Genomic DNA, 24790 nt, shown 5'->3' with positions numbered 1-24790 from the left:
CTTCCGACCGCCCTGCGGTCTTTCCTTGCCCTCTTCGTCGATCCCGCTGTGGATGGAACCCTTTGTCGTCCTGCTGGTGCTGTTCTCCGCACTGCTTCACGCAACCTGGAACGCGTTCTTGCAGGTGTCCGAATACCGCGTCTGGCTGCTCGGCATGATGGCGATGCCGTCGCGAATTCGGGCATTTCACGATGTGTAGTCAACGCGTGTAATTCACCACCGGCACGGAATAAGAAGTCGGAGCGAAATCGGTCCGGCCGCCGCGCTGCGACGAACCATTCGACGGCGCACCGTAGCCACTGTTCTGCGCAGCCTGGTTTTGCCCCGCGACCTTTGCTTCGTCCGCCTGGATATTGGCCGGATAGTCCATCGGATTCGCGTTGGACGGATCGTGCACCTGCGCGCGCGAGAGCGGCTGATTGGCCTGATTCGACTGCGCAAACGCCGCGATTGGCGCGGCAATCAGAGCGGCGATAACCCCTGCTTCGATCAGCGACCTGATGGACTTCATGATTTCCAACCTCCAGAGATGGCTTCATCCGATTGCCGCGGAGCTCGCGCGGCAGCAAAGCCAGTTTAGGAGCCGGTCAGGCCGCGCAGTAAGCCCTGAACCATGAATTCACTGTTGCCATAGCGACCACAATTCGAAGTCACCACGTTCCGGCGCGGCGTCAACGCGATGAACTACACTGATAACGCCAAACGACGCGCCACAGCCATCGCATTCGATCGAGGAGATAGACGCTCATGTCGCATCCGGTAGCCCTGCCGTCTTACCGCGACAGCGTGCGCGCCGAATGGGTCGATTACAACGGCCACATGCGCGACGCGTTCTACCTGCTGATCTTCAGTCTCGCGACCGACGAACTGATCGATCTGATCGGCCTGCCCGATGCGGTGCGCAAAGAACGGCATCGATCGATCTACACGCTCGAAGCGCATGTCAACTATCTGCATGAAATCAAACGTGGCACGCCGGTGCGTGTCGACATGCGCGTGCTCGGCTACGACGCGAAACGTCTGCATGTGTACTTCGAAATGTTTGCGCTGGACGCGACGCAAAGCCAACGCACCGGCCCCGTCGCCGCTGGCGAGCAGATGCTGCTGCACGTCGATACCAGCGGACCGCGCGGCGCCGCTTTCGATCCGGACGTCAAAGCGCGCGTTCACGAACTCGCGCAATCTCATGCGGCATTGCCGCCGGCGCGTTTCGCGGGACGTGTGATCGCATTGCCCTGCGCAACGCAACGGGAAACGCCACCCGAACGGAGTGACCATGCTTGAGCCGGAAATCGCCGCGTTTATCGAACGAGCCAGTGCGCTCTATCCGTCGCATCACGCGGCGATGACGACGCGCGAGCAGCGCGAACTGTACGACCGTTACGCTGCCACGCTGACGCCGCCGCTGCCCAGCGAACTCACTACGCAGGACGCAAGCTTTCGCACCGACGCGGGCCATGCGATCCCGCTTCGGCTCTACCGGTATCGAGCGAAGGCAAGCGAACACGGCACGATCCGCGGCACGGTGCTGTATTTTCATGGCGGCGGATTCGTGCTCGGCTCGCTGAACAGTCATCAGATGATGACCGCGCGCCTCGCCGCGGACACCGGCCTCGACGTGATCGCGGTCGGCTACCGGCTCGCGCCTGAGCATCGCGCGCCGGCCGCGCACGACGACTGCCTCGAGATCACGCGTGCCGCGTTGAACAACCGCCTGCCATTCGATCTGCCTGACCACGCCGGATTGCAACTCGCCGGCGATAGCGCCGGCGGCACGCTCGCGGCAAGCGTCGCGCTGCGCTTGCGCGATAACGGCGTGAGCGGGGTGCGCGGCATCGCGCTGGTTTATCCGATGCTCGGCACCGAGCCGCAACTACCCGCGCGCGACACCGAGGCCAATGCGCCGATGCTGACGCTCGCGGACGTGCATAAGTTTCGCAACGCGTACTGGGGGACAAGCGGGGGAAACAGCGGAGGAAGAGACGAAGAGAAAGGCGACCGCACGCCCGGCCCCGCATGGACGATTCCGCTCGCCGCAAGCCGCTTCGACGGACTGCCGCCGACGCTGGCCATCGGCGCCGAGCACGACCCGCTACGCGACGACGCGCGCGTGTTCGTCGAGCGGATTCGCGAGGCTGGTGGAGATGCCCGGCTGCTGATCGGCACGGGGCTCGTGCATGGATGCTGGCGCGCGCTCGAAACGAGCCCAGGCGTGCAGGCCATGCACAGGGCTGTATGCGATTTTCTCCGCGAACACGCGGGCCATTAGCGCGGCGACACTGACCGCCGCGCCCAGTGCGCTACCGCGCGGGTCAGCGATTGCGCTCAGCGCGCCACTGCGCGAACGTGACCAGATCGAGGCCGACCTCGCCCGGCTCGATGCGGGTCCAGCCGAAGAACGCGTCGTCCCAGCCGGGAATGCTTTGCGGCGTCAGCGACCGGAACTTCATGCCGGAACGATACGCGAGGTCCGGCCAGAACAGCGGCATCACCTCGCGGGTGGCGAGCTGGCGCAGCAGGTCGGACGGGCCACCCTCGTCGGCGACGATTTCGCCCTGCGAGATCCAGTCGTTCTCGGCCCACGCGACGAATACGCTCGGGTTGCCCGCGGCGTCGAACATCAGGATCACGTTCTGCTCGGGCCGCCAGTAATACTCGACGATGCCCTGCGCGGCCACCACTTCGTCGATCACCTTGCGGGTGCGCGGATCGCAGTAGGTCATGCCGTTTTCACCGAGCGCGAGCCAGCCCGACTCCCCGCAATGGCGGCTCTTTGCGTCCTTCAGGAAATGGGTGAGGCGATTGGCCGAATCCGCATCGGTCTTGCGCAAGTACAGATCGACGATGCCGGCGTTGAAGGCTTTCACCGCCACGGTTTCATCGGCGACGCCGGTGAGCAACACCTTCGCGCAACGCAGATGCGAGATCGACGACAGGAATTCGACGCCGCCGATGCCCGGCATGTCGTAGTCGACGACGACCGCCGCCACTTCCTCGAAGCGCGACGGCCGCGCGACGATGTCGCGTTCAGCCGAGGTCTCGACGAAGCGCTCGACACCCGGCTCGCTCAGACACGCCGACGCCGCTGCGAATTCGAGCGAATTCTCGCGCGCGTGCTGGCGGATATAGTTGAGGGCCGCTTGCGGCCGCGTGAAAAACAGGTTCGTGTAGGTGCCCGGAAAAAACCGGCGAAGCGCGTCGAGGTAGCTGTCGTTGTCGTCGACGAAAACCACCGTGGACGGATAAAAAACGGGAGGTCGAATAAAGTTGTTCATATCTTCACGTGTTTCCCACGCCGCCGCGAACGCGCCAGACCAACCGGTCGGCTGGTCGATGTGGCGTTTCACAAAGCGACTGCCCAAGGTATGCCGGGCAATGTCTCGCCCGCGGGTCCGCATGATCAATGGGTTCTTGTCGCTACTTCCGGTCACCGCCTGCCGTCGCCGCTATCGACGCTGTTCGTGCATCTCGGATGGCTCAGTCTGGCGGGCCTGCCGGCATGTGCACTGCGAGCCAGTCGCTGCAAGTCACATTTACACGCCGGATAATCGAACTATGGCAGCCGGTCGTCTGCAATGGTTCGTATAGTACAGGCTCCGGGCATTGGCGGCACAACTTAAATCGCTTTCCTGCAGGCGCCTATCGCGCAAATGCGGCGCGACTGATCGATCGAAAAGAAAACCGCGGAACACGGAAAAAATGCCCGCTTCGCTCGCGTCGGCCAAGCCTATCGCGGCAGGCGTGCACCGTTCCGGTGCCAGGTCCGATCAGACATCTACATCATGACGCGTCGCAATATGCCGACGAGAAGCGTCGATGGCGAAATGGTCGTTTATCATCAGTCAATCGCAGTTGCTTAATGGTTGTTGCTTAGATATGACGAATACCGGGAAGATGATGATAGTTGGGCTGCTCGTGATCGATGCGGGCGTCGCCGGTTATCTGCTGTACCCCAGGGACGATCAGGTGCCGGCCGTGACCGGCTCGGTGACTCGCAGCGTCACCGGCACGGTGGAATCGCAACCGCAGACGGATACGACGCGTGCCATTGGCGGCAGCATGAGGCCGGCGCAACCGGTGAGCCCGCCAGCGGACCTCGCGAACAACGCCCCGATCGCGCCGCAGTCGGCGGCCCCGCGGGCGGAGTCGGCTGCTCCGGCACCACCCGCTCCGGCCCAGACTCAGGCACTCGCCCCGGCACCGCCTCCAGCTCAGGCGCAAGCTCCGGCACTCGCTCCCGCCCAGTCCCTCCCCGCAACAGCGGCCGCCCCCGCGCCGAGCGTCACGCCCGATGCCGGCCAGACCGCCAGCGGCCGCATCGACAACGCAGCGCCGGCTGCGGGCAATCCGGCCGCGGTCGCGCGCGAGCGCTCGAAACCGCAGTCGTACGCACAGCAAAGAGCCCAATCGAGGCCACAGTACGGGCCGCGCATCGACCAGACGACCCAAGGCCGCCGGCGCGACGACACGCACCCGAACGGCGCCAACCCCGTCGCCGCGATGCTGACGGATCAGCTGGTCAAGGAATCGTCGAAACCCGACCCGTCGCTGCCGATGCCGTCTGGCGTCACCGTGCCGATGCCGTCTGACAATGGCCCCGGACCTGGCCCGGGTGTCGGCCGCGGCAGCACGAATCCGGTCGCGTCGGCGATGACCGATAAGCTTGTGCGCGAATCGTCGAAAGTGGGACCCACTCAGGGGCCCACTCAGGGGCCCACTCAGCCCCCGGCTGAGCCGCCGATCCTCAACAAACCCTGAGCGACGCCGGGCTCACGGCCGCGACGCCACCTCGTCGAGATGCGCGAGCAGATCGGCCGGATCGTCGTAGACGCGCAGCGCGCCAGCGCGCTCCAGTTCCTCGGTGCCGTAGCCACCCGACAGTACGCCGACGCCTAGCGAGCGGCAGCGGCGCGCGGCGAGCATGTCCCAGATGCTGTCGCCCACCACGACCGTGTGCTCGATCGGGACGCCGAGCCGCTCGGCCGCGGCGAGGAACAGGTCGGGATCGGGCTTCGCGTATTTGACGTCGTCGCGCGTGACGACGACCGCCTTGGCCGGATCGACGCCGAGCGCCGCCAGATTCAGCGACGCGGTTTCCATCCGCCCGCTCGTCGCGACGGCCCACGGCGTGCCGGCTTGCGTCAGCGCGGCGAGCAATTCGCGCGCGCCCGGCAGCGGGCAGACCTGCGCGCGCATCCGCTGATAGGCGGCCGCATGCGCATGCCGCAGGCGTTCGGCGCGTTCGACGCTGATCTCGCCGTGGGTCTCACGCAGCAACTGGTCGGTGAACAGCCCACCGCTCATGCCGATCTTGCGATGGATACGCCAGACGGACAGCGGGATACCCTCGCTGTCGAGCGCCTCTTTCCACGCCAGCACGTGCTGATAGACGCTGTCGACGAGCGTGCCGTCGAGGTCGAAAAGAAAGGATGTCTGGATACGCATGCCGGCCTCCGGTGATGATGGGTTCAGTCACTATGCCATGTGTCGATGAAGCGGCCAGGGCTGCCCGCCGCCTTTCAGCACGTTCCGGCACTAACTGATTTGCGCGAATTACCACGGATTCGCGCGTATTTCCCCCGATTTCGCCGTGCCCTCGCCCGGCGCACACCCGAACACGGTAAGCTTCGCCCCTTCGTTGTTTGCGCCGTCACCGTTTTTCGAAAAATCCCCGCTTTATTTCTCCGCTGGACGCGTTCGGCACCGGCGGCTATCTCGGCGCAGCCGGCGACGCCACCGGCTCGCTCAGCGGCTCGCTGCGCCTCGACAACTACGAGGTCAACGAATTCACAGGTCGCGGTCACGGTGAGCATGCGCCACGCGTTCTGATGCGCGCGCCGCGCGCGTGGCGCATGGCGCGCCGCGACGGTGAGATGCCCTCACGACTGCGCCGCCGCGATCACCTGCGACGCGAGCGCATGATGCTGGCCGCGTCGCGAGCGGATCGCGTGAATCTCCTCGATTACGCCGTCCGCGCGGCCGAGCCAGCGCAAGCCCCGCAATAACGTCAGATCGTCGGCGCCGAGCTCCGCCAGTGGAAACACGCCGAGCCCGCGCGCCGCGAACACCGCCATCAACGCGCTGTCCTCGAATTCGCCGACGACGCGCGGCCTGATTCCCTCCGCCTCGAACCAGCGGTCGAGCCGCGCGCGCAGTGCGCCGTGGCGGGTCGGCAGCAGCACGGGCAGGTCCGCGAGACAGTGCGGAAAGCCGTCGCGCGCCGGCTTGCGCACGATCTGCGCGGGCCCGTACCAGTCGACCGGCGAGCCCGCGACGCGCTGGCTCAGCACGCGCAGGTCCGCGCCGTGCGGCGCCGGCTGACAGGCGAGCACCAGATCGAGCCGATGCAGCGCGAGCTCCGACAACAATTGCGCGGGCTCCCCCTCGTGACACAGCAGCCTTAGCGACGGCGTGGCTAGCACCGGCGCGAGCAACGCATGCGCTGCGAGCTTCGAAATCCCATCCGACAAACCGACCGCGAGCCGCACCGACTCCGCACCGCTCGTCTCGCGCATGTCGTCGAGCAACGCCTCGCCCAGCTGAAATATCTGCTCCGCGCGGTTGAACGCCTGCTCACCGGTTTCCGTCATCGCGACGCCGCGCCCGGCGGGCTTCAATAGCTGGCGCCCGAGCGCTTTCTCGAGTTCGCGAACCTGCGCGCTGATCGTCTGCACGGCCATGTCGAGGCGGGCGGCCGCTCGCGCGAAGCCGCCCTCCTTCACGACGATCCAGAAGTAGTACAGGTGACGATAGTTGAACATGGTGATCCGATACTTCGAAAAAACCGAAATATCGTTCAGATTAGCACTGGTTCATTCGAACCGTGAACAGGCCGATGATGGCGGTTCCGCCGCTCGCGGCGCACTCGCTTGGCCCCACCTCATGGACTCCCTGTTTGCACTCGTTGCCGATCCCGCCGCCTGGGCCGCACTGATTACGCTGATCGTGATGGAAATCGTGCTCGGCATCGATAACCTGATCTTCATTTCGATCCTCAGCAACCGCTTGCCGGAAGCGCAACGCGCACGCACACAGCGCACCGGGCTGCTGCTCGCGCTGGTGATGCGGCTGATTCTGCTCAGCACCGTCGCTTGGATCGCGAAGCTGACCGCGGTCGCGTTCACGCTGTTCGATCATGGTTTTTCGTGGCGCGATCTGATCCTCGTCGCTGGCGGCCTGTTTCTCGTGTGGAAAGCGACCACCGAAATCCGTCAGCACATGACCCCCGATGACGAAGTCACCGCGAAATCGAACTCGACCGTACAGCTGACCGTGGCCGCCGCGATCGGTCAGATCATCCTGCTCGACATCGTGTTTTCGGTCGACAGCATCATCACCGCGGTCGGCATGACCGAGCACCTGCCGATCATGTTCGTCGCGGTGATCGTATCGATCATGGTGATGCTGTTCGCGGCGCAGCCGCTCGCGCGTTTCATCGATCGCAATCCGACCATCGTGATGCTGGCGCTGAGCTTCCTGCTCGTGATCGGCATGACGCTGATCGCCGATGGTTTCGGCTCGCACGTGCCAAAGGCCTATATCTACGCGGCGATGGCGTTCTCCGCGTTCGTCGAGGGGATGAACATGCTCGCGCGGCGCGCGAAGACGAAACGGCTGGCAAGCAACGAGGAGTAATGCCGTGATGAAATGCCCGGCGGCTTGGCGCAAGCAGCTTCCAGCCGCCGTTGGCGCGTTAGCGCGCCTTCCTGCGAGCGCCCTTGGCGGTCGTCGCGGCGCGCGGCGCTTCCTTCTCGACCGGTGCGCCGCCGTTCATCTGCTCGAGCCACGACAGCGTATCGACATACGACAGAAACTGCTTCAGATACCCCGGCGACAGCTCGCGCATCAACGACAGCGCACGATGCACGAGGCTGCTCGAATTGAGCGGCCCCGCGTTGCCGGGTACCTGCGCGAGCGACTGGCGCAACTGCTTTTCGGTGCGGACTTTCGACCAGACTTCGCGGAAGTAGTCGAGCGCGGGGAGTTCGGGATAGGCGGCGGCGTGCGGAGCGTCGGCCCGCGCGTGGTGGCGGGCAAGCCGTTCGATCAGCGCCGCGAGCGTGGCGTCGCTGGCCGCGTCGGCTTCAACCGGAGTGGCTTGCAACGCGCTCCCGGCCGCGGCCGCACGCTCGACCTCGGCCGTATATTCGGCCAGTAACGCTGCCAACCGTTGCCCGATCACACGTCGCGTCTCGCCGCTGTGCCGCGCCGCGCGCCGCGCAAGCGCGTCGAGCAGATGAAAGCGCAGCGGATCGAGCCGATCCGCACCGCTCGCGCGCCATGCATCGAGCGTCGCGCGAGCCGCGTCGATTGCGTCGTCAGGCACCGGACTTCTCCGCCGTCGCCGCGCTCGACGGCCGCGGCACCGGCGCGATTTCGACGCGGCGGTTTTTCGCGCGGCCGGATTCGTCGGCATTCGAACTGACCGGCTGCTCGGCGCCGAACGCCGCCGCAAACACCGACGACGCCGGCACGCCCTCGTCGATCAGCGTGCGCGTGACCGTCAACGCGCGTTGTGCCGACAGCTCCCAGTTATCGGCGAAGCGTCGATTGCCTTCGCGCAGGCGTTGATCGTCGGTGAAGCCGCTGACCATCAGGATCTGATCGCTCGCGCGCAGATACGCGGACAGCGGACCGGCGAGGCTCTTCAGCAGCGCGCGGCCCTCGGGCTGCAGCTGCGCGGAGTTCAGCGCGAACAGCACGTTGCCGCTAATGCCGATGCGGCCATTGACGAGCGTCACGCGCCCCGCCGCGAGCGGTCCCGCGAGCGCCTGCTCGAGCGTCTTGCGCCGCTGCGTTTCGGCCTGGCGCTGCTTGACCTCCTGCTCGAGCTTGTTCGATAGCACGAGCTGCATGCCGATCACGCTCACCAGAATCAGCACGAACGCGCCGACCAGCACCGACATCAGATCGCCGAACGAAGCCCAGACCGGCGCGGCCGTTTCCACGCCGCCGTCGATGTCCTCGCTCATACCGCGTCGGCTCCGGCGGTCGCGCGCTGCGCGGCCAGCAACTGCAGGTCTTCGACGATCTGCTTCTGCGACATCACGCTGAGATCGACCACATCGCGCGCCTGTGCGACGTAGTAGGCGAGCTGTTCGTCGCTACGGGCAAGCGATTTGTCGAGCGCCGCTTCGATGCGTTCGAGATGCGCGACGAGCTTGTCGTTCGCTTCGCCGAACATTCCGACGGCCGCGCCGAACGCTTCGCCGAGACTCGCGACTTCGGCCGCGCTGCCGGTGACCTGCGCGGCGACCGTGCCGAGCTTGCCGGTTTCGTGCTCGAGGTGCTCGGTGAAGCGATTGCCGACGCGTTCGAGCAGATCCGCCGACGTCGAGACCAAGGCATCGACGGCGCTGCGCTGTTCGGTCGACGCGTGGTTGACCGCGTCCAGCAGCGTTTCCAGCGTGGCGAGCAGACGGCTGCGCTCTTCCAGCATCGCGGTGTCGCGGACCATGCTGTCGGAGAGCTTCTGGCGCAGCTCCGCGACGACTTCGGCGGCGGCCTTCGGCGCTTCCGATGCCGCCTGCACGAGGCGTTCGATCTCGGCGATCGTCGCGCTGGTGTGGGTTTGCGTCTGCGCGGAGATTTCGCGCGCGGTTTGCGCGAGTGCGTCGCAGATCTGCTGCTGACGGGTCGCCGTTTGCGAACCCGTCTGCTGCCATTGTTCGCTGAGCTTTGCGGTCATCGCACCGAGCGCTTCGGTCCATGCGGCGAAGCGCTGTTCGTCGCGCGCGGCGAGTTCGGCTTGCAGATTTGCTGCGGCCTTCGGTGCTTCGGCCGCGGCCTGCACCAGTCGATCGATTTCGGCGATCGTCGCGCTCGCATGCGTTTGCGTCTGCGCGGAGATATCGCGTGCGGTTTGCGCGAGTGCGTCGCAGATTTGCTGCTGATGGCTGGCAGCTTGCGAACCCGTTTGCTGCCATTGCTCGTTGAGTTTCGCCGTCATCGCACCGAGCGCTTCGGTCCACGCGGCGAAGCGCTGTTCGTCGCGCGCGGCAAGTTCGGCTTGCAGATTTGCTGCCGCCTTCGGTGCTTCAGCCGCTGCTTGCACCAGTCGATCGATTTCGGCGATCGTCGCGCTGGCGTGCGTTTGCGTCTGCGCAGAGATTTCGCGCGCCGTCTGTGCAAGCGCGTCGCAGATTTGCTGCTGATGGCTGGCGGCCTGCGCACCCGTCTGCCGCCATTGTTCGCCGAGCTTCGCGCCCATGGCGTCGAGCGCCTCCGCCCATGCGCTCAAACGCTGCTCGTCGCGCGCGGTCAGTTCCGTCTGCAAGTTCGTATGCGAGCTACCGACGGCACTCAGCAACGCCGCGGCATGCTGTTCGAACGTCGCGGCGGCGCGCGCCAACGCCTGCTCGTTGTTGGCGGCGAGCTTTTCGCCCGCGCTTTGCTGCTTTGCCAACGCGTCACCCCACGCCTGCGAGATGCCGCTGGCCGTCGCTTCGAGCCGCGCGGACACGCCGTCGAGCAACGCGGCCGAGCGTTGTTCGAACGCTTTGGCAACGCGTTCGACCGAAGCGCGCTGTTGTGCGGCCAACTCGTCGCTCGCCTGCCGATGCCCGGCGAGCGCGCTGCTGCAAATCTCGGCGAGGTTCGCGCTGGTCGCCGCGAAACCGCTCGACATGCCGTCGAGCTGGCGCTGCACGGCCTGGGTCACCGCGTCGTGCAACGCGGCGGTTTCGCGCGAAAGACCGGCCATCGTCGCTTCGACGACCGGCTGCAGGGCCCGGCCCGCAGCCTGCGCGCTGCCGGCCACGCTGTCTTTCAGCGACTGCTCGATCACACCGGCCAGACGCAGATAAGCGGCTTCGGTGCGGCCGTAAAAGGCGTCGAGGCTCGCGATCTGCCGCTCGTTCGACGCGGCGCTTTGCTGTTCGAGCGCGCTCATCATCGTCTGCAGACGTTCGACCAGCAACGGCGTCGCTTCGGCCTGCCGTTGCAGCAGTCGGAAGCTTTCGTCGCGCTGATGGCTCAGCGAGTACACGCGCAAAGTCGTCGCGATCTTCACGTCGAGCTGTTGCGCCGCTTCGAGCCGCTCGCGGCGGCATAGCGCCGACAGCAGCCCGAGCATCGCCGAGGTCGCGACACCCGCGATCGAGGTGCCGAACGCGAAGCTCAGCCCCTTGACCGGCGCGGCCAGCGATGCGCGGATCGCCTGCAGGTCGCTTGCGCTCTCCAGCGCGAGGCCGGTGCCGCGCAGCGTCATCACCATGCCGAGCAGCGTGCCGAGCATGCCGAGCAACACCAGCAGGCCGACCAGATACGGCGTCAACGCGGGTCCCGGCAACGCGACGCGCTCGCCTTCGACGCGCAGCCGCACGCTATTGCGCAGACTCGGATGGACGGGTTCGAGAAACGCGGCAAGGCTCGGCGGTGGTCCGGACAGCGCAGCAAGCGCGCCCGTCAGCGTAGTGGTCGCCTGACTATAGCGGCGCAATTCGAGCGCGCCCAGCACATAGAACACGCCGATCAGCAGCGTGACGGCGAACGCGAGCGCATTGGAGACGGCGTAACCGACGGCGATCCAGCACGCCGCGGCGAGCCCCGCGAGAAATACAACGAGATCGATACGATATCTGGACATGGGGTCCCAGTTAGCAGGCGCGAAGAGCCGCGAGCAGCCCTTCGACCGGTTGAAAACGAACGTCCAGCTCGGCCAGCAAAACGCTTTGCATGTCCTTGCGGAAGGCGTCGAGCCATGCGTCGGACGCGAGCGGCGCGGCAGCGTTGCTGGCGTCGGTCGCTTCCGCCTCCGCGACCCTCCGGGCCTCCCCCTCTTTCAAGCGCTCGAAGTGCCCGCCGAGCAGGCCGGGCACCGCGCCGAGCAAAGTCCGCTCGCGCTCGCCGAGCGCACGCTCCATCACCGCATCGACGACCGCGAGCCGCGCAAGCGCCGGCGCTTGCGTCGCCAGCAGCGCGCGCAGCCGCCCGCGTAACGTGCCGATCGCAGTTTCCATCGACTGCTGAAGCGCGAGATAGCGCTGCCTGAAGACCGCGTAGTCGGTCTGCGTGTCGACGGCCACGCGCGGTGCAGACATCCGGGCAGACAAAGACGACGAGCCACGCCGCCGTGAGCCCGCGAGCACGCTATCGCTGGCGATTGCGCTCACCAGCGAGCGGCGCACACGCGTGCACTCTTCCTCTTCCGCGCGACCGAACGCGCGCGCGCCACCAGCGACGGCCGGCGGCTTGCCGTCGAGCGCCGATGACAACGCGATAGCGTCGGTCCAGCCGAGCCACTGGCTCAGCCGATCCGCCAGCGATTGGCGCGATTCGGCGACGTCGGCCTCGGCGAGACGGGCCAGTAAGCGAACGAGCGCGGGCCCGCTGAGGGCGCTGCGCTGAGGGGCTTGCAACATACCACCGGACGCAAAAAAGTCAGCAGTTTACACGCTGGGGCCAACGAGTCCGAAGTCGCTTACTCGATCGTGCGTCGAAAGACCCGGTTTTGCCCGATCGAACCTGGCATTCGCGCGTTTTCTCGAGCGCGGTTTTTTGCCAATAGCGAAGCGAGCCTATCCCTGTATAAGATGAAAGCTGGCGCATCGCCTCGCACTGAACACTGCGGAGCGTCGACAACACACAGAACACACGCAAGGCGGACAGGCAGCATGAAATTCGATACCGTGGTGCTCGGCGCCGGCATTGTCGGGGTATGCGTCGCCGTGCATCTGCAGAAGCGCGGGCGCGCGGTTGCACTGATCGACCGCAAGCAGCCGGGCAACGAGACGTCGTTCGGCAACGCCGGGCTGATCCAGCGCGAAGGCGTCTATCCGTACGCGTTTCCGCGCGGGCTCGGCACGCTGCTGCGCTACGCGCGCAACCAGTCGCCTGACGTGCGCTATCACGCCGACGCAATGCTCCAGGTTGCACCGTTTCTATGGCGCTACTGGCGCAACTCACATCCGGCGAAGCACGCGGAAATCGCGAAGTCGTACGCGACGTTGATCGAGCATTGCGTCAGCGAACATCGCGCGCTCGCCGCGGACGCCGGTGCGAGCTCGCTGCTGCGGCCCATCGGCTGGATCAAGGTGTTTCGCCACACCGCCGCGCGCGATGCCGAAATCACGCTTGCCGAACGGTGGCATCGCGAATACGGCGTCGAGTTCGAAACGCTCGACGCCCCGCGCCTGCAACAGCTCGAACCCGATCTCGACAAGCGCCTGCAAGGCGGGCTGCGCTATCCGCAATCCGATTCGGTCAGCGATCCGAACGCGCTCGTCACCGCGTACGCGCGGTACTTCGAAGCGCTCGGCGGCCGGTTCTTCATCGGCGATGCCGATACGCTGCGCGAAGGCTGGCAGGTCGATACGCGGGACGGGCCGATCTCGGCCGCAGCGGCGGTGATCGCGCTCGGGCCGTGGTCGGATCGCGCGAGCACGCGGCTCGGGTATCGGCTGCCGCTCGCGGTCAAGCGTGGCTATCACATGCACTACGCAGCGCGTCGGACCGCGCACCTCAACCATCCGATTCTCGACGTCGACCACGGCTATGTGCTCGCACCGATGGCGCGCGGCATCCGATTGACGACGGGCGTCGAAATCGCGCGCCCCGAAGCGGTCAAGACGCCGGTGCAGCTCGATGCGGCCGAACCCATCGCGCGCACGCTGTTTCCGCTCGGCGAACGTCTGGACCCGGAACCGTGGATGGGACGGCGCCCGTGCACGCCGGACATGATGCCGATCATCGGGCCCGCGACGAAACATCAGGGGCTGTGGTTCGCGTTTGGCCATGCGCATCATGGTCTGACGCTCGGACCGGTGACGGGGCGGCTGATCGCCGAGATGATGACCGGCGAGCAGACGCTGGTCGATCCGCGGCCGTTTCGCGTCGAGCGGTTTTAGCCGGATGGTCCAAGGCGGCTCGATCGAGCGCCTGATTTTGTCACTTGCATGAAAGAAACGACGGACAAGAGTGCCCGCAATGGGCCTCTTGAACGACCGGTTTTTGCCCTCTTCCGCAACCAGGGCGAGGACAACGATTCTCAAAACCGCTCCTCGCCACGCCCTTCGTGCCATCCCTCCCACAGATAGGCTATGCGCGGTATAGCCGCCAAACACCCGCCTTCATACAGCAATTCTCACCGATCTCACTCTCAACTCCCATTCGCCGCACATCTTCCCAGGCAGCTCCCGCCAAAATTTCTATTGAGAACGCTTCTCAATTACGTGGCAGTTGAATACAATCCGCCACGAAATCACTTTGTAATAAACATGGAATGCCCGGGTAAGGAAACTAGCACCGGCCCCGGCTTCCCGAACTCGACGGGGATAAACATGAAGTTGCGGTCCGACGATCCGAAGCTCGGCAAAATCAGCACGACACTATGCGGCGTACTGGCCGCCGGCCCCGCCCTCGCACAGGGCACCACGGCCGCCGCGCCCCCCGAGCGCGAGGCCCAGCTCGCGCCGATTTCCGTGCAAGGCCAGTCGGACGATGGCTTCAAGACCGATCGCTCCGCGTCGGTCAAATTCACTGCACCGCTCGTCGATACGCCGAAGTCGGTCACGGTGATTCCCGAGGAGCTGATTCGAAGCACCGGCGCATCGACGCTAACTGAAGCGCTGCGCACCGTGCCCGGCATCACGTTCGGCGCCGGCGAAGGCGGCAACCCGCTCGGCGACCGGCCGTTCATTCGCGGCTACGACGCGCAGGGCAGCACGTTCGTAGACGGCATGCGCGATATCGGCGCAACCACGCGCGAAGTGTTCAACATCGAAAGCATCGAAGTGACGAAGGGTTCGGACGGCGCGTTCGGCGGCCGCGGCGGCGCGGGTGGCAGCATCAACCTGATCACGAAGACGCCGCATCTGGGCACGACCGCCGACGGCAGCGTCGGCCTCGGCACCGACCGCTATCGCCGCTTCACCGCCGACGGCAACTGGCAGATGGCCGACCACGCGGCGTTCCGCCTGAACGTGATGAGCCACAACATCGACGTGGCCGGCCGCGATGCGGTCAACAACGAGCGCTGGGGCATCGCGCCGTCGTTCACGTACGGTCTCGGCACGCCGACCCGCGTGACTGCAAGCTACTATCACCTCACCACCGACGATCTGCCCGACAGCGGCATCCCGTACTTCTACACGACAACCAACAAGCCGGCGAACGTCAGCACGATCTTCCCGGCGCCGGTGGACCGCCACAACTTTTACGGCCTGATCGACCGCGACTTCCGCAAGATGAGTTCGGATATCGGCACCGTGCGCATCGAACACGACATCAACGGCGACCTGACGATCCGCAACACGACGCGCTACACGAAGTCGACCCAGGACTACATCTGGACCCAGCCCGACGACAGCCAGGGCAACGTCGTCAACGGCAAGGTGTGGCGCCGCGCGAATACACGCGCGAGCAACGTGTACAGCCTCGCGAACCAGACCGAACTGTTCGGCGAGTTCAAGACGGGCTTCCTGAAGCACAGCTTCACGACCGGTATCGAGTTGTCGCGCGAAACCAGCGTCAACGATTCGTACACGGTGGCGGCCGCGACCGGCGCGATCTGCGCAACCCAAGGCATTGGCGCGGCGTCGGGCTATAACTGCACGAGTCTTTGGACGCCGAATCCGAACGATCCGTGGGCCGGATCGATCAGGCAAACCAACGACCCGAGCCAGCAACGCACCACCACCAAATCGATCTACGCGTTCGATACGATCGAGTTGACCAGGCGCTGGCAGGCCAACGTCGGCCTGCGCGTCGACGATTACTCGACCGAACTGCGCAATACCGTCGCCAACGGCGCGACGCGTGTGTCGCGCGACGACACGCTGTTCAACTACCAGTTCGGCCTCGTGTTCAAGCCGGCCTCGAACGGCAGCATCTATGCGTCGATCTCGACGTCGTCGACGCCGGCTGGCGCGCTGCTCGGCCAGGGCAGCGAAACGCAGTCGCTGATTCCATCCCGCGGCGTCGGTCCGAACGCGGCGCTGTTGTCGCCGGAAAAGAACCGCAGCGTCGAAGTGGGCAGCAAGTGGAACGTGCTCGACAACAAGCTGTCGCTGACCGGCGCGCTGTTCCAGATCGACACGACCAATGCGCGCGTCACGCTGCCGGACAACACCTACGCGATGGTCGGCAACAAGCGCGTGCAGGGGTTCGAGTTCGGCGTGGCGGGCCAACTGACCAACAAGTGGCAGGTGTTCGGCGGCTACACGTATCTGAAGAGCGAGCTGCGCAACAACGGCAAGACCACGTCGGATAACGGTCATCAGTTCCCGAACACGCCGAAGAACAGCATCAGCCTGTGGACCAACTACGACGTGCTGCCGAAGTTCACGATCGGCGGAGGCGCGTTCTATATGTCGCAGGTGTATGGCGATACCGCGAATCTGCGGGCGGTGCCCTCGTACTGGCGCTTCGACGGCATGGCAACGTATCGCGTGAACAAGCACGTCGATCTGCAACTGAACGTGCAGAACATCTTCAACCGCACGTATTACGACCAGGCGTACGCCTCGCACTATGCGTCGATCGCGCCGGGACGCTCCGCGTTCCTGACGCTCAACGCGCACTACTGATGCCGCGCGCGACGAACGAGGTCTCGGTGCGGGCGCTCGCGAGCGTGTCGCGCGATGAACTCGCCTCGATCCTCGCGGGGCCGCCCGAGCGTGCCGCCGCGTGGGTCGCGGCGGCCGCGCGCAACGGCATCGTCGACGCGCAGGCCGTGTACGGGCAGTACCTGCTCGACGGTCACGGCGTCGAGCGCGACGTCGACGAAGCGTTCGTCTGGTTCCGGCACGCGGCCCGGCGCGATCATCCGATGGCGATGAACATGTTGGGCCGCTGCTACGAACATGGCTGGGGCACGGCCGCCTGCGCGCCGGTCGCCGTGTACTGGTATCGGCTCGCGGCACAAGCCGGGCTCGACTGGGGCATGTACAACTATGCGTCGGCGTTGGCGCTCGGTCATGGCATCGAATGCGATCGCGCGCAGGCATTGCAGTGGCTCTTGCGTGCTGCCGAACTCGGGCATGCGAAGTCGTTGAACTTCGTCGGCAGCTTTTACGAGGACGGCTGGAGCGTCGATGCCGATGCGGATATCGCGCTGGACTACTATCGACGCGCCGCGCAAGGCGGCGATTTTCGCGGGCAGTTCAATTACGCGCGGCTGCTCGCCGAGCGTGGCGAAATCGCCGAAGCATTGCAATGGTTGCAACGTGTGCCGCACACTGCGACCGGCGCTTTCGTCGCGAAGATGCGCGCATGGCTGGCCGCTTCTCCCGTTAGTGCGTTTCGCGCACTCGAACGCAGCCTTGGCGCAAACGCCAATGCGAATGCCAATGCGAATGCGAGTCTCAACATGAACACGCAAATCAGCGCTACGCCAAACCTGACGCAGGAGCCGCGCACATGATGCTGCATTTACCCGCCGTACTCGGCAAACAGCAGGTCGCGCAATGCCGCGAAATGCTCGACGCGGCGCAATGGATCGACGGTAATGCGACTTCAGGCCAGCAATCGGCGCAAGCCAAGCGCAACCAGCAGTTGCCCGAAGGCTCACCCGCCGCGCGTGCGATCGGCGATGCGATTCAGGACGCGCTCGGCCGCAACGCGCGCTTCTTTTCCGCCGCGCTGCCGCTGAAAGTCTTTCCGCCACTCTTCAATCGTTATACCGGGGGCGACGGCTTCGGCACGCACGTCGACAATGCGATCCGCCAGTTGCGCGGCACTGACTTCCGCATTCGCAGCGACCTGTCGGCTACGCTGTTCCTCGCCGAACCGGACACCTACGACGGCGGCGAGCTTTGCGTCGAGGACACCTACGGCGTGCATCGCGCGAAACTGCCGGCCGGCGACATGGTGCTCTACCCCGCTTCGAGCCTGCATCACGTGAGCCCGGTCACGCGCGGCGTGCGCGTCGCGTCATTCTTCTGGATTCAGAGCATGGTGCGCGACGACGGCCAGCGCGCGACACTGTTCCAGCTCGACAACGACGTGCAGACGCTCGCGGCTGAACGAGGCTCGAACGACGCGACCGTCGTGAGCCTCACGGGCATCTATCACAATCTGCTACGTCGCTGGGCCGACGCCTGATCGGCGCCAGGTCACCGGCCGTCGATGCAATAAAAAACGCCGCGGGCCAACTGCCCCGCGGCGTTTTTCATCGAGCCGGACAAACGTCGATCAGGCCGTCACGGCAGCCCGACGCGGCGACACTGCCGACACCACGAAGCTCACGACGATGTTCGCGACCAGCGCGATCAGGCCGATATACAGCGGATAGTTCTCGTGGCCGAAATGCAGGCCGTACACCGGCTTGAGCCCTTGCGAAATCGCGAGGCCGGTGCCGAGCAGGATACCTACCAGCCAGCCGAGGAACAGACCAGGCGTGTTCAGACGGCGCGTGTACAGCGTGAACACGATGGCCGGGAAAATCTGCAGAATCCACACACCGCCGAGCAGTTGCAGATCGATCGCGTACTGCGTCGGCAGGAACACGATGAACAGCAGCGCGCCGAACTTGACGACCAGCGAGACGATCTTCGCGTTGGCCGCTTCCGCTTGAGGCGAGAGGTTCGGCGACACCAGCGGACGCCACAGATTACGCGTGAACAGATTCGCCGCGCCGATCGACATGATCGCGGCCGGCACCAGCGCGCTGATCGCAATCGCGGCGGCCGCGAAGCCGACGAACCACGACGGGAACAGCGTACCGAACAGCGCCGGTACCACGTCGCTCGCCGACTTCACGTTCACGCCCGCGGCGATCGCCATATAGCCGAGCAGCGCGATCAGGCCGAGCAGCACCGTGTAGGCCGGCAGGAAGATTGCGTTCTTGCGAACCGTCTTTGCCGACGACGACGACAGCACCGCCGTCATCGTATGCGGATACATGAACGCGGCGAGCGCCGAGCCGAGTGCGAGCGATGCGAACGCGGTGTACTGGTTCGGCTTCAGCAGAATGCCGGTCGCGCCGCCCTTCGCCTGGAAGTGCGCATCGGCCAGTTCGAACACGTGCCCATAGCCGCCGAGCTTCACCGGGATCAGCCATATCGCCGCGATCACGACGATATAGATCATGATGTCCTTGACGAACGCGATCATCGCCGGCGCGCGCAGGCCGCTCGCATACGTATAGAGCGCGAGGATCACGAACGCGACGATCAACGGCAATTCGCCGCTGACGCCGAGACCCTTGATCACGACCTGCATGCCGACCAGTTGCAGCGCGATATACGGCATCGTCGCGACGATGCCGGTCAGCGCGATGGCTGCCGGGAACCACTTGCCGCCGTATTCGCCGTGCACGTAGTCGGCCGCGGTGATGTGGTTCTTCGCGTGCGCAACCCTCCACAGCTTCGGCATCACCGCGAACACGAACGGATAAACGATGATCGTGTACGGCAATGCGAAGAAGCCGTACGCGCCCACCGAAAAAACGAGCGCGGGCACTGCGATCACCGTATAAGCGGTGTAGAAATCGCCGCCGACGAGGAACCACGAAATGATCGTGCCGAACTGCCGGCCGCCGAGGCCCCACTCGTGCAACTGCGTCAGATCGCCACGCTTCCAGCGCGCCGCGAAAAAGCCGATCACCGTGACGAGCACGAAGAATGCGATGAATACCGTCATCGCAACCGGGTTCACAGGATTCAGATCGCTCATTTGAGACCTCGATACACGATGTAAATCAGCAGCGAGGTCAACGGCACCCACAGAAACTGATACCAGTAGAAGAACGGAAAGCCCGCGAGCGACGGATGCGTGTCGTTATAGAACGGCAGCCACAGCAGCGCGATATAAGGGATCAGCAAAATGAGCCAGAGCCATGAACGGCCGGCCGGCGGGGAGGTCTCCACGAACGTCTCCTTGAGTATTATCGACAGCACGCGCGATGGCTCGTGCGGGGAAATCGGGAACGCCGCACACTCGCCTGCCAGGTCTGGCGCAGCGCAGGATGCGACGGGCATGTAGTATTCGCCTTCGCGCCTTTCCTTACAAGCGCGCAACTACGTAAGCCGTCTACGTAATAATACGTAGCCCGTTGACCGGCTTTTTTCAACGATGAAACTCAAAGCAAAGATTGTGCTGCTTGCGATCGTGCCCTTTCTGGCGGCGATCGCGAGCATCGAGACCGGCGTGCGCCGCGAAGCGACGGCGCTCGCCGAGCGGCAGCACGCGACTACCCAGTCCGCCTACATGGCCAGCAAGGAGGTCGAGCTCAAGCACTATGTCGAGCTCGCGACCACCGCGATCGCGCCGCTCTACGAAGCCGGCGGCGCCGACGCGCGCGACGACGCGCTGCTGCGCACGCGCGCGCTCGCGGTGCTCGAGAAGATGAATTTCGGCGAGGACGGCTACTTCTTCGTGTACGACCTGCACGGCCGCACGCTGATGCATCCGCGCGAGCCGGATCTGGTGGGCCGGGATCTGTGGTCGTTGCGCGATAGCCACGGCGCGCCGACGATCCAGCAGCTACTCGCCGCGGCCGCGCGCGGCGGCGGCTACGTGCGCTATCTGTGGCACCGGCCGTCGACCGGCAAAGAGGAGTCGAAACTCGGCTACGTGGTGCCGCTCGAACGCTGGGGCTGGATGCTCGGCACCGGCATCTATCTCGACGACGTCGACACGGCGCTCGCGCATATCGACGAGGAGGCCGCGGCCAATATCGATCGCACGATGAAGTGGATCGACGCGATCGCCGTGGCCGGCCTCGCGGTCATTGCGTTGTGCGCCCTCGTGCTGAACGTGACCGAATATCGCAGCGCCGACGCGAAGCTGAAGCGGCTCGCGCAGCAGGTCGTCGAGTCGCAGGAAAACGAGCGTGCACGCCTGTCGCGCGAACTGCACGACGGCATCAGCCAGATGATGGTGTCCGTGAAGCTGCTGCTCGAATCGGCACTCGCGCGGCTCGAACGCGGCGACGCGCGCGTGCCCGCCGCCGAGGCCGCGTTGTCCACCGGACTCACGCGGCTCGGCGATACGCTGCGCGAAGTCCGGCGCATTTCTCATGCGCTGCGTCCGTCGATGCTCGACGATCTCGGCGTCGCCGCCGCGCTCGAACAACTGACGCGCGAACTCGGCGACGAGTCAGGCATCGCGATCGGCTTCACGCAGATCGCGCACACGCATGCGGCCACGCTGCCCGATACGGTCAACACCGTGCTGTTTCGTATCGCTCAGGAAGCGCTGACGAACATCGTGCGGCACGCGCAGGCGTCGAGCGCCGCGCTTGCGCTCGAAGTGTCGCGCGATACGGTCACGCTGACGATCTCCGACAACGGCCGCGGCTTCGACGTGGCCGACGCATTCGTCGGCGGACTCGAAGGCGTCGGTCTGCGCAACATGCGCGAACGGCTCGAAGCGCTCGGCGGCACGCTGTCGCTGAACTCGCAGCCGGGACACACCGTCGTTACCGCGCGCGTGCCGCTGCCAACGACGCACGCCACGATGCCGCCCCTGCAGGAATTCTCGTCATGAACGACACGACCTCTCCTTCCATCGCGCGTCTGCTGCTCGTCGACGATCATCCGCTCGTGCGCGACGGTCTGCGCGCACGGCTCGAAGCAGTGCGCCACTTCGAAGTGGTCGGCGAAGCGGGCGACGCGCAGGAAGCGCTCGCGCTGGCCGAACGACAGGCGCCGCATCTGGCGCTGATGGATGTCGGCATGAAAAGCGGCATGAACGGCATTGCGTTGGCAGGCCTGTTTCACGAGCGCTTTCCGGCGATTCGCGTGCTGATGCTGTCGATGCACGACAACCTCGAATACGTGACCCAGGCGGTGCGCGCGGGCGCGAGCGGCTATGTGCTGAAGGATTCGCCGGCGCTCGAGATCATTCAGGCAATTGGCGCGGTACTCGACGGCAAGACGTTCTTCAGCGCGGAGATTAGCGCCCGACTGATCCAGGCGTCGGCGACGCAATCGCCAGTCGAACGTTTGACGCCGCGCGAGCGCGATATTCTCGATGCGCTTGCCGAGGGACTGTCGAGCAAGCAGATCGCGCAGCGCAACGATCTGTCGGTGCGAACCGTGGAGACGCACCGGCTGAATCTGAAGCGCAAGCTCGATATCGAAGGGCAGGCGGAGTTGATCAAGTTCGCGGTCGAGAATCGGCGCAACAAGCGTTGAGGTTCGCTGGCGCGCGATAATGAGCCGGCCCACACCTGGAGCGACCACAGCATGAAACGCGCGTTCGAACTGAGTCTCGCCAGCCTGATGCTTTGCGTGGCCGCGGCTCGCGTTTATGGCGAACCGGCGCGCGTCAATCGCGGCCACGATCCATTTCTGCAGATCTCCAAAGCTGTCGCCGATTGCCCCACGCCGCTCGGCCCGTTCGAAACCGAAAAGGAATGGCTCGACGATAGCCATTACCGGATCGAACGCGGCAATAGCTGCTGGATCGAAGGCCGTTGCCGTTTGCCGAACGCGTATCTGTACGACGCGGAAATCGCGGACAGCGTGCAACGGCGTCTCGCGAATCTGAACGTCGCGACGCACTGGCGCGAGCAATCGACGCTATGGCTGACGCTGCAACGCCGCTTCATCTACGTCGAAGGTTGCGTCGCGCCGGGCTTCGACAAAAAGACCTTCCTGAACGAACTGGCCAAAACGGCGGACGTCGAGCGCGTAATCGACAATACGATCACCGATCCTCACGCCACTCAGTTGCCGTACCGCACGCAGGCGGACCCGGATAAGCCCGTGCTCAATCCGGGCAATTAACTCGGCAACTGGCGATTTTTTCGCCTCTGGCATCTGTCGTCTGCTATATCGGCAAACGTCGATAGCAACGCAGAAATCGTTCGTTTGGCCTTTGTAACGTCATTGCTAACATCAGCGGCCCTACCCTACGGTCCGCAATAACAATGACAACTCCTCGATTTCGCCGTACCAGCTATCGCACTTCATTGCGTCTCGGCGTGATCGGCGCCGCTGTCGCGAGCCTCGTCACGCTCGCCTCGTGCGGCGAAGACAACCTGCCGGCCGCGTCCGCCGCGTCGAATGCCGCGCCTGCGTCCACGCAGAAGCGGCCGAACATCCTGTACATCATGGCCGATGACCTCGGCTACTCCGACATTCACGCGTTCGGCGGCGAAATCAACACACCCAATCTCGATGCGCTGGTGCAAAGCGGCCGCATCCTGACGAATCACCACACGGGCACCGTCTGCGCGATCACGCGTTCGATGCTGATCTCGGGCACCGATCACCATCTGGTCGGCGAGGGCACGATGGGCGTGCCGACCGACGAGCGCAAAGGACTGCCGGGATACGAAGGCTATCTGAACGATCGCGCGCTATCGGTTGCGCAGTTGCTGAAGGACGGCGGCTATCACACGTACATGGCCGGCAAGTGGCACATCGGCTCGGGCATCGTCGGCAGCGCGACGGGCAGCGGGCAGACGCCGGACCAATGGGGCTTCGAGCACAGCTACGCGCTGCTCGGCGGCGCCGCGTCCAATCACTTCGCGCACGAACTGGCCGGCTCGAAGAACTACACCGAAGACGGCAAGTACGTGCAGCCGGGCCAGCCTGGGCAACCGGGCGGCGCGGGCGGCAGCCCAGCCGTGTTCTACTCGACCGACTTCTACACGCAGCGGCTGATCTCCTATATCGATTCGAACAAGGGCGACGGCAAGCCGTTCTTCGCGTACGCGGCCTATACGTCACCACACTGGCCGCTGCAGGTGCCCGATCCTTATCTGCACAACTATGTCGGCAAATACGATGCCGGTTATGACGCGATCCGCGATGCACGGATCGCCCGGCAGAAAGCGCTCGGCATCATTCCGCAGGACTTCGTGCCGTACGGCGGCGCATCGGAGACGCTGGCCGCGAGCCCGGCCACCGCCAACAACGGCACCACGAACGCGAAATACGTGAGCGCCGTGCACAGCGCCGTGCAGGGCTACACCGACTACGGCCCCGGCTATGTGAACAAGAAGTGGGACAGCCTGTCGCCGGCCGAGAAGAAAGCGCAGGCACGGTACATGGAAATCTACGCGGGCATGGTCGAGAACCTCGATCACAACATCGGCCTCTTGATCCAGCATCTGAAGGACATCGGCGAATACGACAACACGTTCATCGTGTTCCAGTCGGATAACGGCGCGGAGGGTTGGCCGATCGATTCCGGCGCGGACCCGACCGCCACCGACACCGCGAACGCGGCCGATCCGACCTACTCGCAACTCGGCACCGACAACGGCAAGCAGAACGCGCAACGTCTGCAATACGGCTTGCGTTGGGCCGAAGTCAGCGCGACGCCGTTCCGCCTGACCAAGGGTTATTCGGGTGAAGGCGGCGTGTCGACACCGTTGATCGTGCATCTGCCGGGCCAGACTTCGCAAAAGCCGACGCTGCGCGAATTCACTCACGTGACGGACAACACAGCGACGTTCCTCGCGGTCGCGCAGATCGCGCCGCCGACCACGCCCGCGCCCGCGCTGATCAATACGCTGACCGGCGTCGATCAGAACAAGGGCAAGGTGGTCTACAACAACCGCTATGTGTATCCGATCATCGGAAAATCGCTGCTGCCGCAGCTCGAGGATCAGAGCACGGCGCCCGTGCATAGCGCGTCGTTCGGCGACGAGGCCTACGGCCGCGGTTATCTGCGCAGCGCCGACGGCCGCTGGAAAGCTCTGTGGACCGAACCGCCGCTCGGCCCCGTCGACGGTCACTGGCAGCTGTACGACATGAGCGCCGATCGCGGCGAAACGCAGGACGTGTCCGCGCAGAACCCGTCGATCATCGATGGTCTCGTGCAGCAGTGGAACGACTATATGACTAGCGTCGGCGGCGTCGAGCCGTTGCGTCCGCGCGGCTACTACTGAGCC

Annotated in this window: 22 protein-coding genes and 1 pseudogene; 13 read left to right on the top strand and 10 right to left on the bottom strand. The window is 65.0% G+C overall.

Annotated features, from left to right (window positions below; all coding sequences use genetic code 11):
* Nucleotides 1-52: 52 nt before the first annotated feature.
* Nucleotides 53-169: pseudogene (locus tag AB3X95_RS14115) on the top strand (EamA family transporter); the annotation flags it as partial.
* Between the two features lie 30 nt (nt 170-199).
* Here the strand turns inward: AB3X95_RS14115 and AB3X95_RS14110 are convergent.
* On the bottom strand, nt 200-511 hold the full coding sequence (locus AB3X95_RS14110) for a hypothetical protein (protein WP_176365990.1): 312 nt from the start codon (nt 509-511) through the stop codon (nt 200-202).
* A 236-nt stretch (nt 512-747) separates the two neighbouring features.
* Here AB3X95_RS14110 and AB3X95_RS14105 point away from each other — a divergent pair, with 236 nt between their 5' ends.
* Nucleotides 748-1284 carry a thioesterase family protein gene (locus tag AB3X95_RS14105; RefSeq protein ID WP_368621629.1) on the top strand — a complete coding sequence of 179 codons (537 nt, stop codon included), beginning with the start codon at nt 748-750 and terminating at the stop codon, nt 1282-1284.
* The gene (locus tag AB3X95_RS14100; RefSeq protein ID WP_368621628.1) at nt 1277-2269 is read left to right on the top strand and encodes an alpha/beta hydrolase; all 993 of its coding nucleotides are present in this window, start codon (nt 1277-1279) and stop codon (nt 2267-2269) included. Before AB3X95_RS14105 ends, AB3X95_RS14100 begins: the two co-directional genes overlap by 8 nt.
* Nucleotides 2270-2312: 43 nt before the next feature.
* Here AB3X95_RS14100 and AB3X95_RS14095 read toward each other — a convergent pair whose 3' ends face one another.
* Nucleotides 2313-3275: a response regulator gene (locus AB3X95_RS14095; RefSeq protein ID WP_176365993.1), complete on the bottom strand. Its 963-nt coding sequence runs from the start codon at nt 3273-3275 to the stop codon at nt 2313-2315.
* Nucleotides 3276-3894: 619 nt separating this feature from the next.
* On the opposite strand from AB3X95_RS14095, the gene AB3X95_RS14090 reads away from it, so the two are divergent.
* Entirely contained in the window at nt 3895-4758 is an 864-nt protein-coding gene (locus AB3X95_RS14090; protein WP_260331957.1) for a hypothetical protein, read from the top strand.
* Nucleotides 4759-4770: 12 nt separating this feature from the next.
* Here AB3X95_RS14090 and AB3X95_RS14085 read toward each other — a convergent pair whose 3' ends face one another.
* The gene (locus tag AB3X95_RS14085; protein WP_176106585.1) at nt 4771-5445 is read right to left on the bottom strand and encodes an HAD family hydrolase; all 675 of its coding nucleotides are present in this window, start codon (nt 5443-5445) and stop codon (nt 4771-4773) included.
* Between the two features lie 434 nt (nt 5446-5879).
* Nucleotides 5880-6761 (bottom strand): LysR family transcriptional regulator, encoded by an 882-nt coding sequence (locus tag AB3X95_RS14080; protein WP_184225132.1) that lies wholly within the window; start codon nt 6759-6761, stop codon nt 5880-5882.
* Nucleotides 6762-6882: 121 nt separating this feature from the next.
* Between AB3X95_RS14080 and AB3X95_RS14075 the strand changes: the two genes are divergently transcribed.
* On the top strand, nt 6883-7635 hold the full coding sequence (locus AB3X95_RS14075) for a TerC family protein (protein ID WP_184225133.1): 753 nt from the start codon (nt 6883-6885) through the stop codon (nt 7633-7635).
* Between the two features lie 58 nt (nt 7636-7693).
* Here the strand turns inward: AB3X95_RS14075 and AB3X95_RS14070 are convergent, their stop codons facing one another.
* From AB3X95_RS14070 to AB3X95_RS14055, 4 genes are read right to left on the bottom strand one after another with little or no spacing between them, the layout of a single operon-like run.
* A complete protein-coding gene (locus AB3X95_RS14070) occupies nt 7694-8326 on the bottom strand; it encodes a DUF2894 domain-containing protein (RefSeq protein ID WP_184225134.1) in 633 nt (210 codons plus the stop codon).
* On the bottom strand, nt 8319-8972 hold the full coding sequence (locus AB3X95_RS14065; protein WP_176106590.1) for an OmpA family protein: 654 nt from the start codon (nt 8970-8972) through the stop codon (nt 8319-8321). Before AB3X95_RS14065 ends, AB3X95_RS14070 begins: the two co-directional genes overlap by 8 nt.
* Nucleotides 8969-11587, bottom strand: a complete 2619-nt coding sequence (locus AB3X95_RS14060) for a DUF802 domain-containing protein (RefSeq protein ID WP_368621627.1) — start codon at nt 11585-11587, stop codon at nt 8969-8971. The genes AB3X95_RS14065 and AB3X95_RS14060 overlap by 4 nt, the downstream gene beginning before the upstream one ends.
* A 10-nt stretch (nt 11588-11597) precedes the next feature.
* The gene (locus tag AB3X95_RS14055; protein ID WP_368621626.1) at nt 11598-12362 is read right to left on the bottom strand and encodes a DUF3348 domain-containing protein; all 765 of its coding nucleotides are present in this window, start codon (nt 12360-12362) and stop codon (nt 11598-11600) included.
* Between the two features lie 252 nt (nt 12363-12614).
* Here AB3X95_RS14055 and AB3X95_RS14050 point away from each other — a divergent pair, with 252 nt between their 5' ends.
* From AB3X95_RS14050 to AB3X95_RS14035, 4 genes are all read left to right on the top strand, one after another.
* On the top strand, nt 12615-13847 hold the full coding sequence (locus AB3X95_RS14050; RefSeq protein ID WP_368621625.1) for an NAD(P)/FAD-dependent oxidoreductase: 1233 nt from the start codon (nt 12615-12617) through the stop codon (nt 13845-13847).
* A gap of 432 nt (nt 13848-14279) precedes the next feature.
* Nucleotides 14280-16526 carry a TonB-dependent receptor gene (locus AB3X95_RS14045; protein ID WP_368621624.1) on the top strand — a complete coding sequence of 749 codons (2247 nt, stop codon included), beginning with the start codon at nt 14280-14282 and terminating at the stop codon, nt 16524-16526.
* Nucleotides 16526-17362, top strand: coding sequence for a tetratricopeptide repeat protein (locus AB3X95_RS14040; RefSeq protein WP_368621623.1), 837 nt, complete (start codon nt 16526-16528; stop codon nt 17360-17362). Before AB3X95_RS14045 ends, AB3X95_RS14040 begins: the two co-directional genes overlap by 1 nt.
* Nucleotides 17359-18042 carry a Fe2+-dependent dioxygenase gene (locus tag AB3X95_RS14035; protein ID WP_368621622.1) on the top strand — a complete coding sequence of 228 codons (684 nt, stop codon included), beginning with the start codon at nt 17359-17361 and terminating at the stop codon, nt 18040-18042. The genes AB3X95_RS14040 and AB3X95_RS14035 overlap by 4 nt, the downstream gene beginning before the upstream one ends.
* Nucleotides 18043-18132: 90 nt before the next feature.
* Here AB3X95_RS14035 and mctP read toward each other — a convergent pair whose 3' ends face one another.
* On the bottom strand, nt 18133-19614 hold the full coding sequence (mctP, locus tag AB3X95_RS14030) for a monocarboxylate uptake permease MctP (protein ID WP_176366006.1): 1482 nt from the start codon (nt 19612-19614) through the stop codon (nt 18133-18135).
* Nucleotides 19611-19808, bottom strand: a complete 198-nt coding sequence (locus tag AB3X95_RS14025) for a DUF3311 domain-containing protein (protein WP_018434172.1) — start codon at nt 19806-19808, stop codon at nt 19611-19613. The genes mctP and AB3X95_RS14025 overlap by 4 nt, the downstream gene beginning before the upstream one ends.
* A 205-nt stretch (nt 19809-20013) precedes the next feature.
* Here AB3X95_RS14025 and AB3X95_RS14020 point away from each other — a divergent pair, with 205 nt between their 5' ends.
* From AB3X95_RS14020 to AB3X95_RS14005, 4 genes are all read left to right on the top strand, one after another.
* Complete coding sequence (locus AB3X95_RS14020) at nt 20014-21429, top strand: cache domain-containing protein (protein WP_368621621.1); 1416 nt, start codon at nt 20014-20016, stop codon at nt 21427-21429.
* A complete protein-coding gene (locus AB3X95_RS14015; protein WP_176120158.1) occupies nt 21426-22079 on the top strand; it encodes a response regulator transcription factor in 654 nt (217 codons plus the stop codon). Before AB3X95_RS14020 ends, AB3X95_RS14015 begins: the two co-directional genes overlap by 4 nt.
* Nucleotides 22080-22130: 51 nt before the next feature.
* Nucleotides 22131-22673, top strand: coding sequence for a hypothetical protein (locus AB3X95_RS14010; protein WP_368621620.1), 543 nt, complete (start codon nt 22131-22133; stop codon nt 22671-22673).
* A 143-nt stretch (nt 22674-22816) separates the two neighbouring features.
* Nucleotides 22817-24787: an arylsulfatase gene (locus tag AB3X95_RS14005; RefSeq protein ID WP_368621619.1), complete on the top strand. Its 1971-nt coding sequence runs from the start codon at nt 22817-22819 to the stop codon at nt 24785-24787.
* The last annotated feature ends 3 nt before the right edge of the window (nt 24788-24790 follow it).

The sequence above is a fragment of the Paraburkholderia sp. BR13444 genome (assembly GCF_040948755.1).
In the GTDB taxonomy this organism is placed as follows: domain Bacteria; phylum Pseudomonadota; class Gammaproteobacteria; order Burkholderiales; family Burkholderiaceae; genus Paraburkholderia; species Paraburkholderia youngii.
This window is presented reverse-complemented; position numbering and strand designations above follow the sequence as displayed.

Coding starts and splice junctions, on each gene's coding strand:
- AB3X95_RS14110 (WP_176365990.1), bottom strand. CDS start 511: ATGAAGTCCATCAGGTCGCTGATCGAAGCAGGGGTTATCGCCGCTCTG.
- AB3X95_RS14105 (WP_368621629.1), top strand. CDS start 748: ATGTCGCATCCGGTAGCCCTGCCGTCTTACCGCGACAGCGTGCGCGCC.
- AB3X95_RS14100 (WP_368621628.1), top strand. CDS start 1,277: ATGCTTGAGCCGGAAATCGCCGCGTTTATCGAACGAGCCAGTGCGCTC.
- AB3X95_RS14095 (WP_176365993.1), bottom strand. CDS start 3,275: ATGAACAACTTTATTCGACCTCCCGTTTTTTATCCGTCCACGGTGGTT.
- AB3X95_RS14090 (WP_260331957.1), top strand. CDS start 3,895: ATGATGATAGTTGGGCTGCTCGTGATCGATGCGGGCGTCGCCGGTTAT.
- AB3X95_RS14085 (WP_176106585.1), bottom strand. CDS start 5,445: ATGCGTATCCAGACATCCTTTCTTTTCGACCTCGACGGCACGCTCGTC.
- AB3X95_RS14080 (WP_184225132.1), bottom strand. CDS start 6,761: ATGTTCAACTATCGTCACCTGTACTACTTCTGGATCGTCGTGAAGGAG.
- AB3X95_RS14075 (WP_184225133.1), top strand. CDS start 6,883: ATGGACTCCCTGTTTGCACTCGTTGCCGATCCCGCCGCCTGGGCCGCA.
- AB3X95_RS14065 (WP_176106590.1), bottom strand. CDS start 8,972: ATGAGCGAGGACATCGACGGCGGCGTGGAAACGGCCGCGCCGGTCTGG.
- AB3X95_RS14060 (WP_368621627.1), bottom strand. CDS start 11,587: ATGTCCAGATATCGTATCGATCTCGTTGTATTTCTCGCGGGGCTCGCC.
- AB3X95_RS14055 (WP_368621626.1), bottom strand. CDS start 12,362: ATGTTGCAAGCCCCTCAGCGCAGCGCCCTCAGCGGGCCCGCGCTCGTT.
- AB3X95_RS14050 (WP_368621625.1), top strand. CDS start 12,615: ATGAAATTCGATACCGTGGTGCTCGGCGCCGGCATTGTCGGGGTATGC.
- AB3X95_RS14045 (WP_368621624.1), top strand. CDS start 14,280: ATGAAGTTGCGGTCCGACGATCCGAAGCTCGGCAAAATCAGCACGACA.
- AB3X95_RS14040 (WP_368621623.1), top strand. CDS start 16,526: ATGCCGCGCGCGACGAACGAGGTCTCGGTGCGGGCGCTCGCGAGCGTG.
- AB3X95_RS14035 (WP_368621622.1), top strand. CDS start 17,359: ATGATGCTGCATTTACCCGCCGTACTCGGCAAACAGCAGGTCGCGCAA.
- mctP (WP_176366006.1), bottom strand. CDS start 19,614: ATGAGCGATCTGAATCCTGTGAACCCGGTTGCGATGACGGTATTCATC.
- AB3X95_RS14020 (WP_368621621.1), top strand. CDS start 20,014: ATGAAACTCAAAGCAAAGATTGTGCTGCTTGCGATCGTGCCCTTTCTG.
- AB3X95_RS14015 (WP_176120158.1), top strand. CDS start 21,426: ATGAACGACACGACCTCTCCTTCCATCGCGCGTCTGCTGCTCGTCGAC.
- AB3X95_RS14010 (WP_368621620.1), top strand. CDS start 22,131: ATGAAACGCGCGTTCGAACTGAGTCTCGCCAGCCTGATGCTTTGCGTG.
- AB3X95_RS14005 (WP_368621619.1), top strand. CDS start 22,817: ATGACAACTCCTCGATTTCGCCGTACCAGCTATCGCACTTCATTGCGT.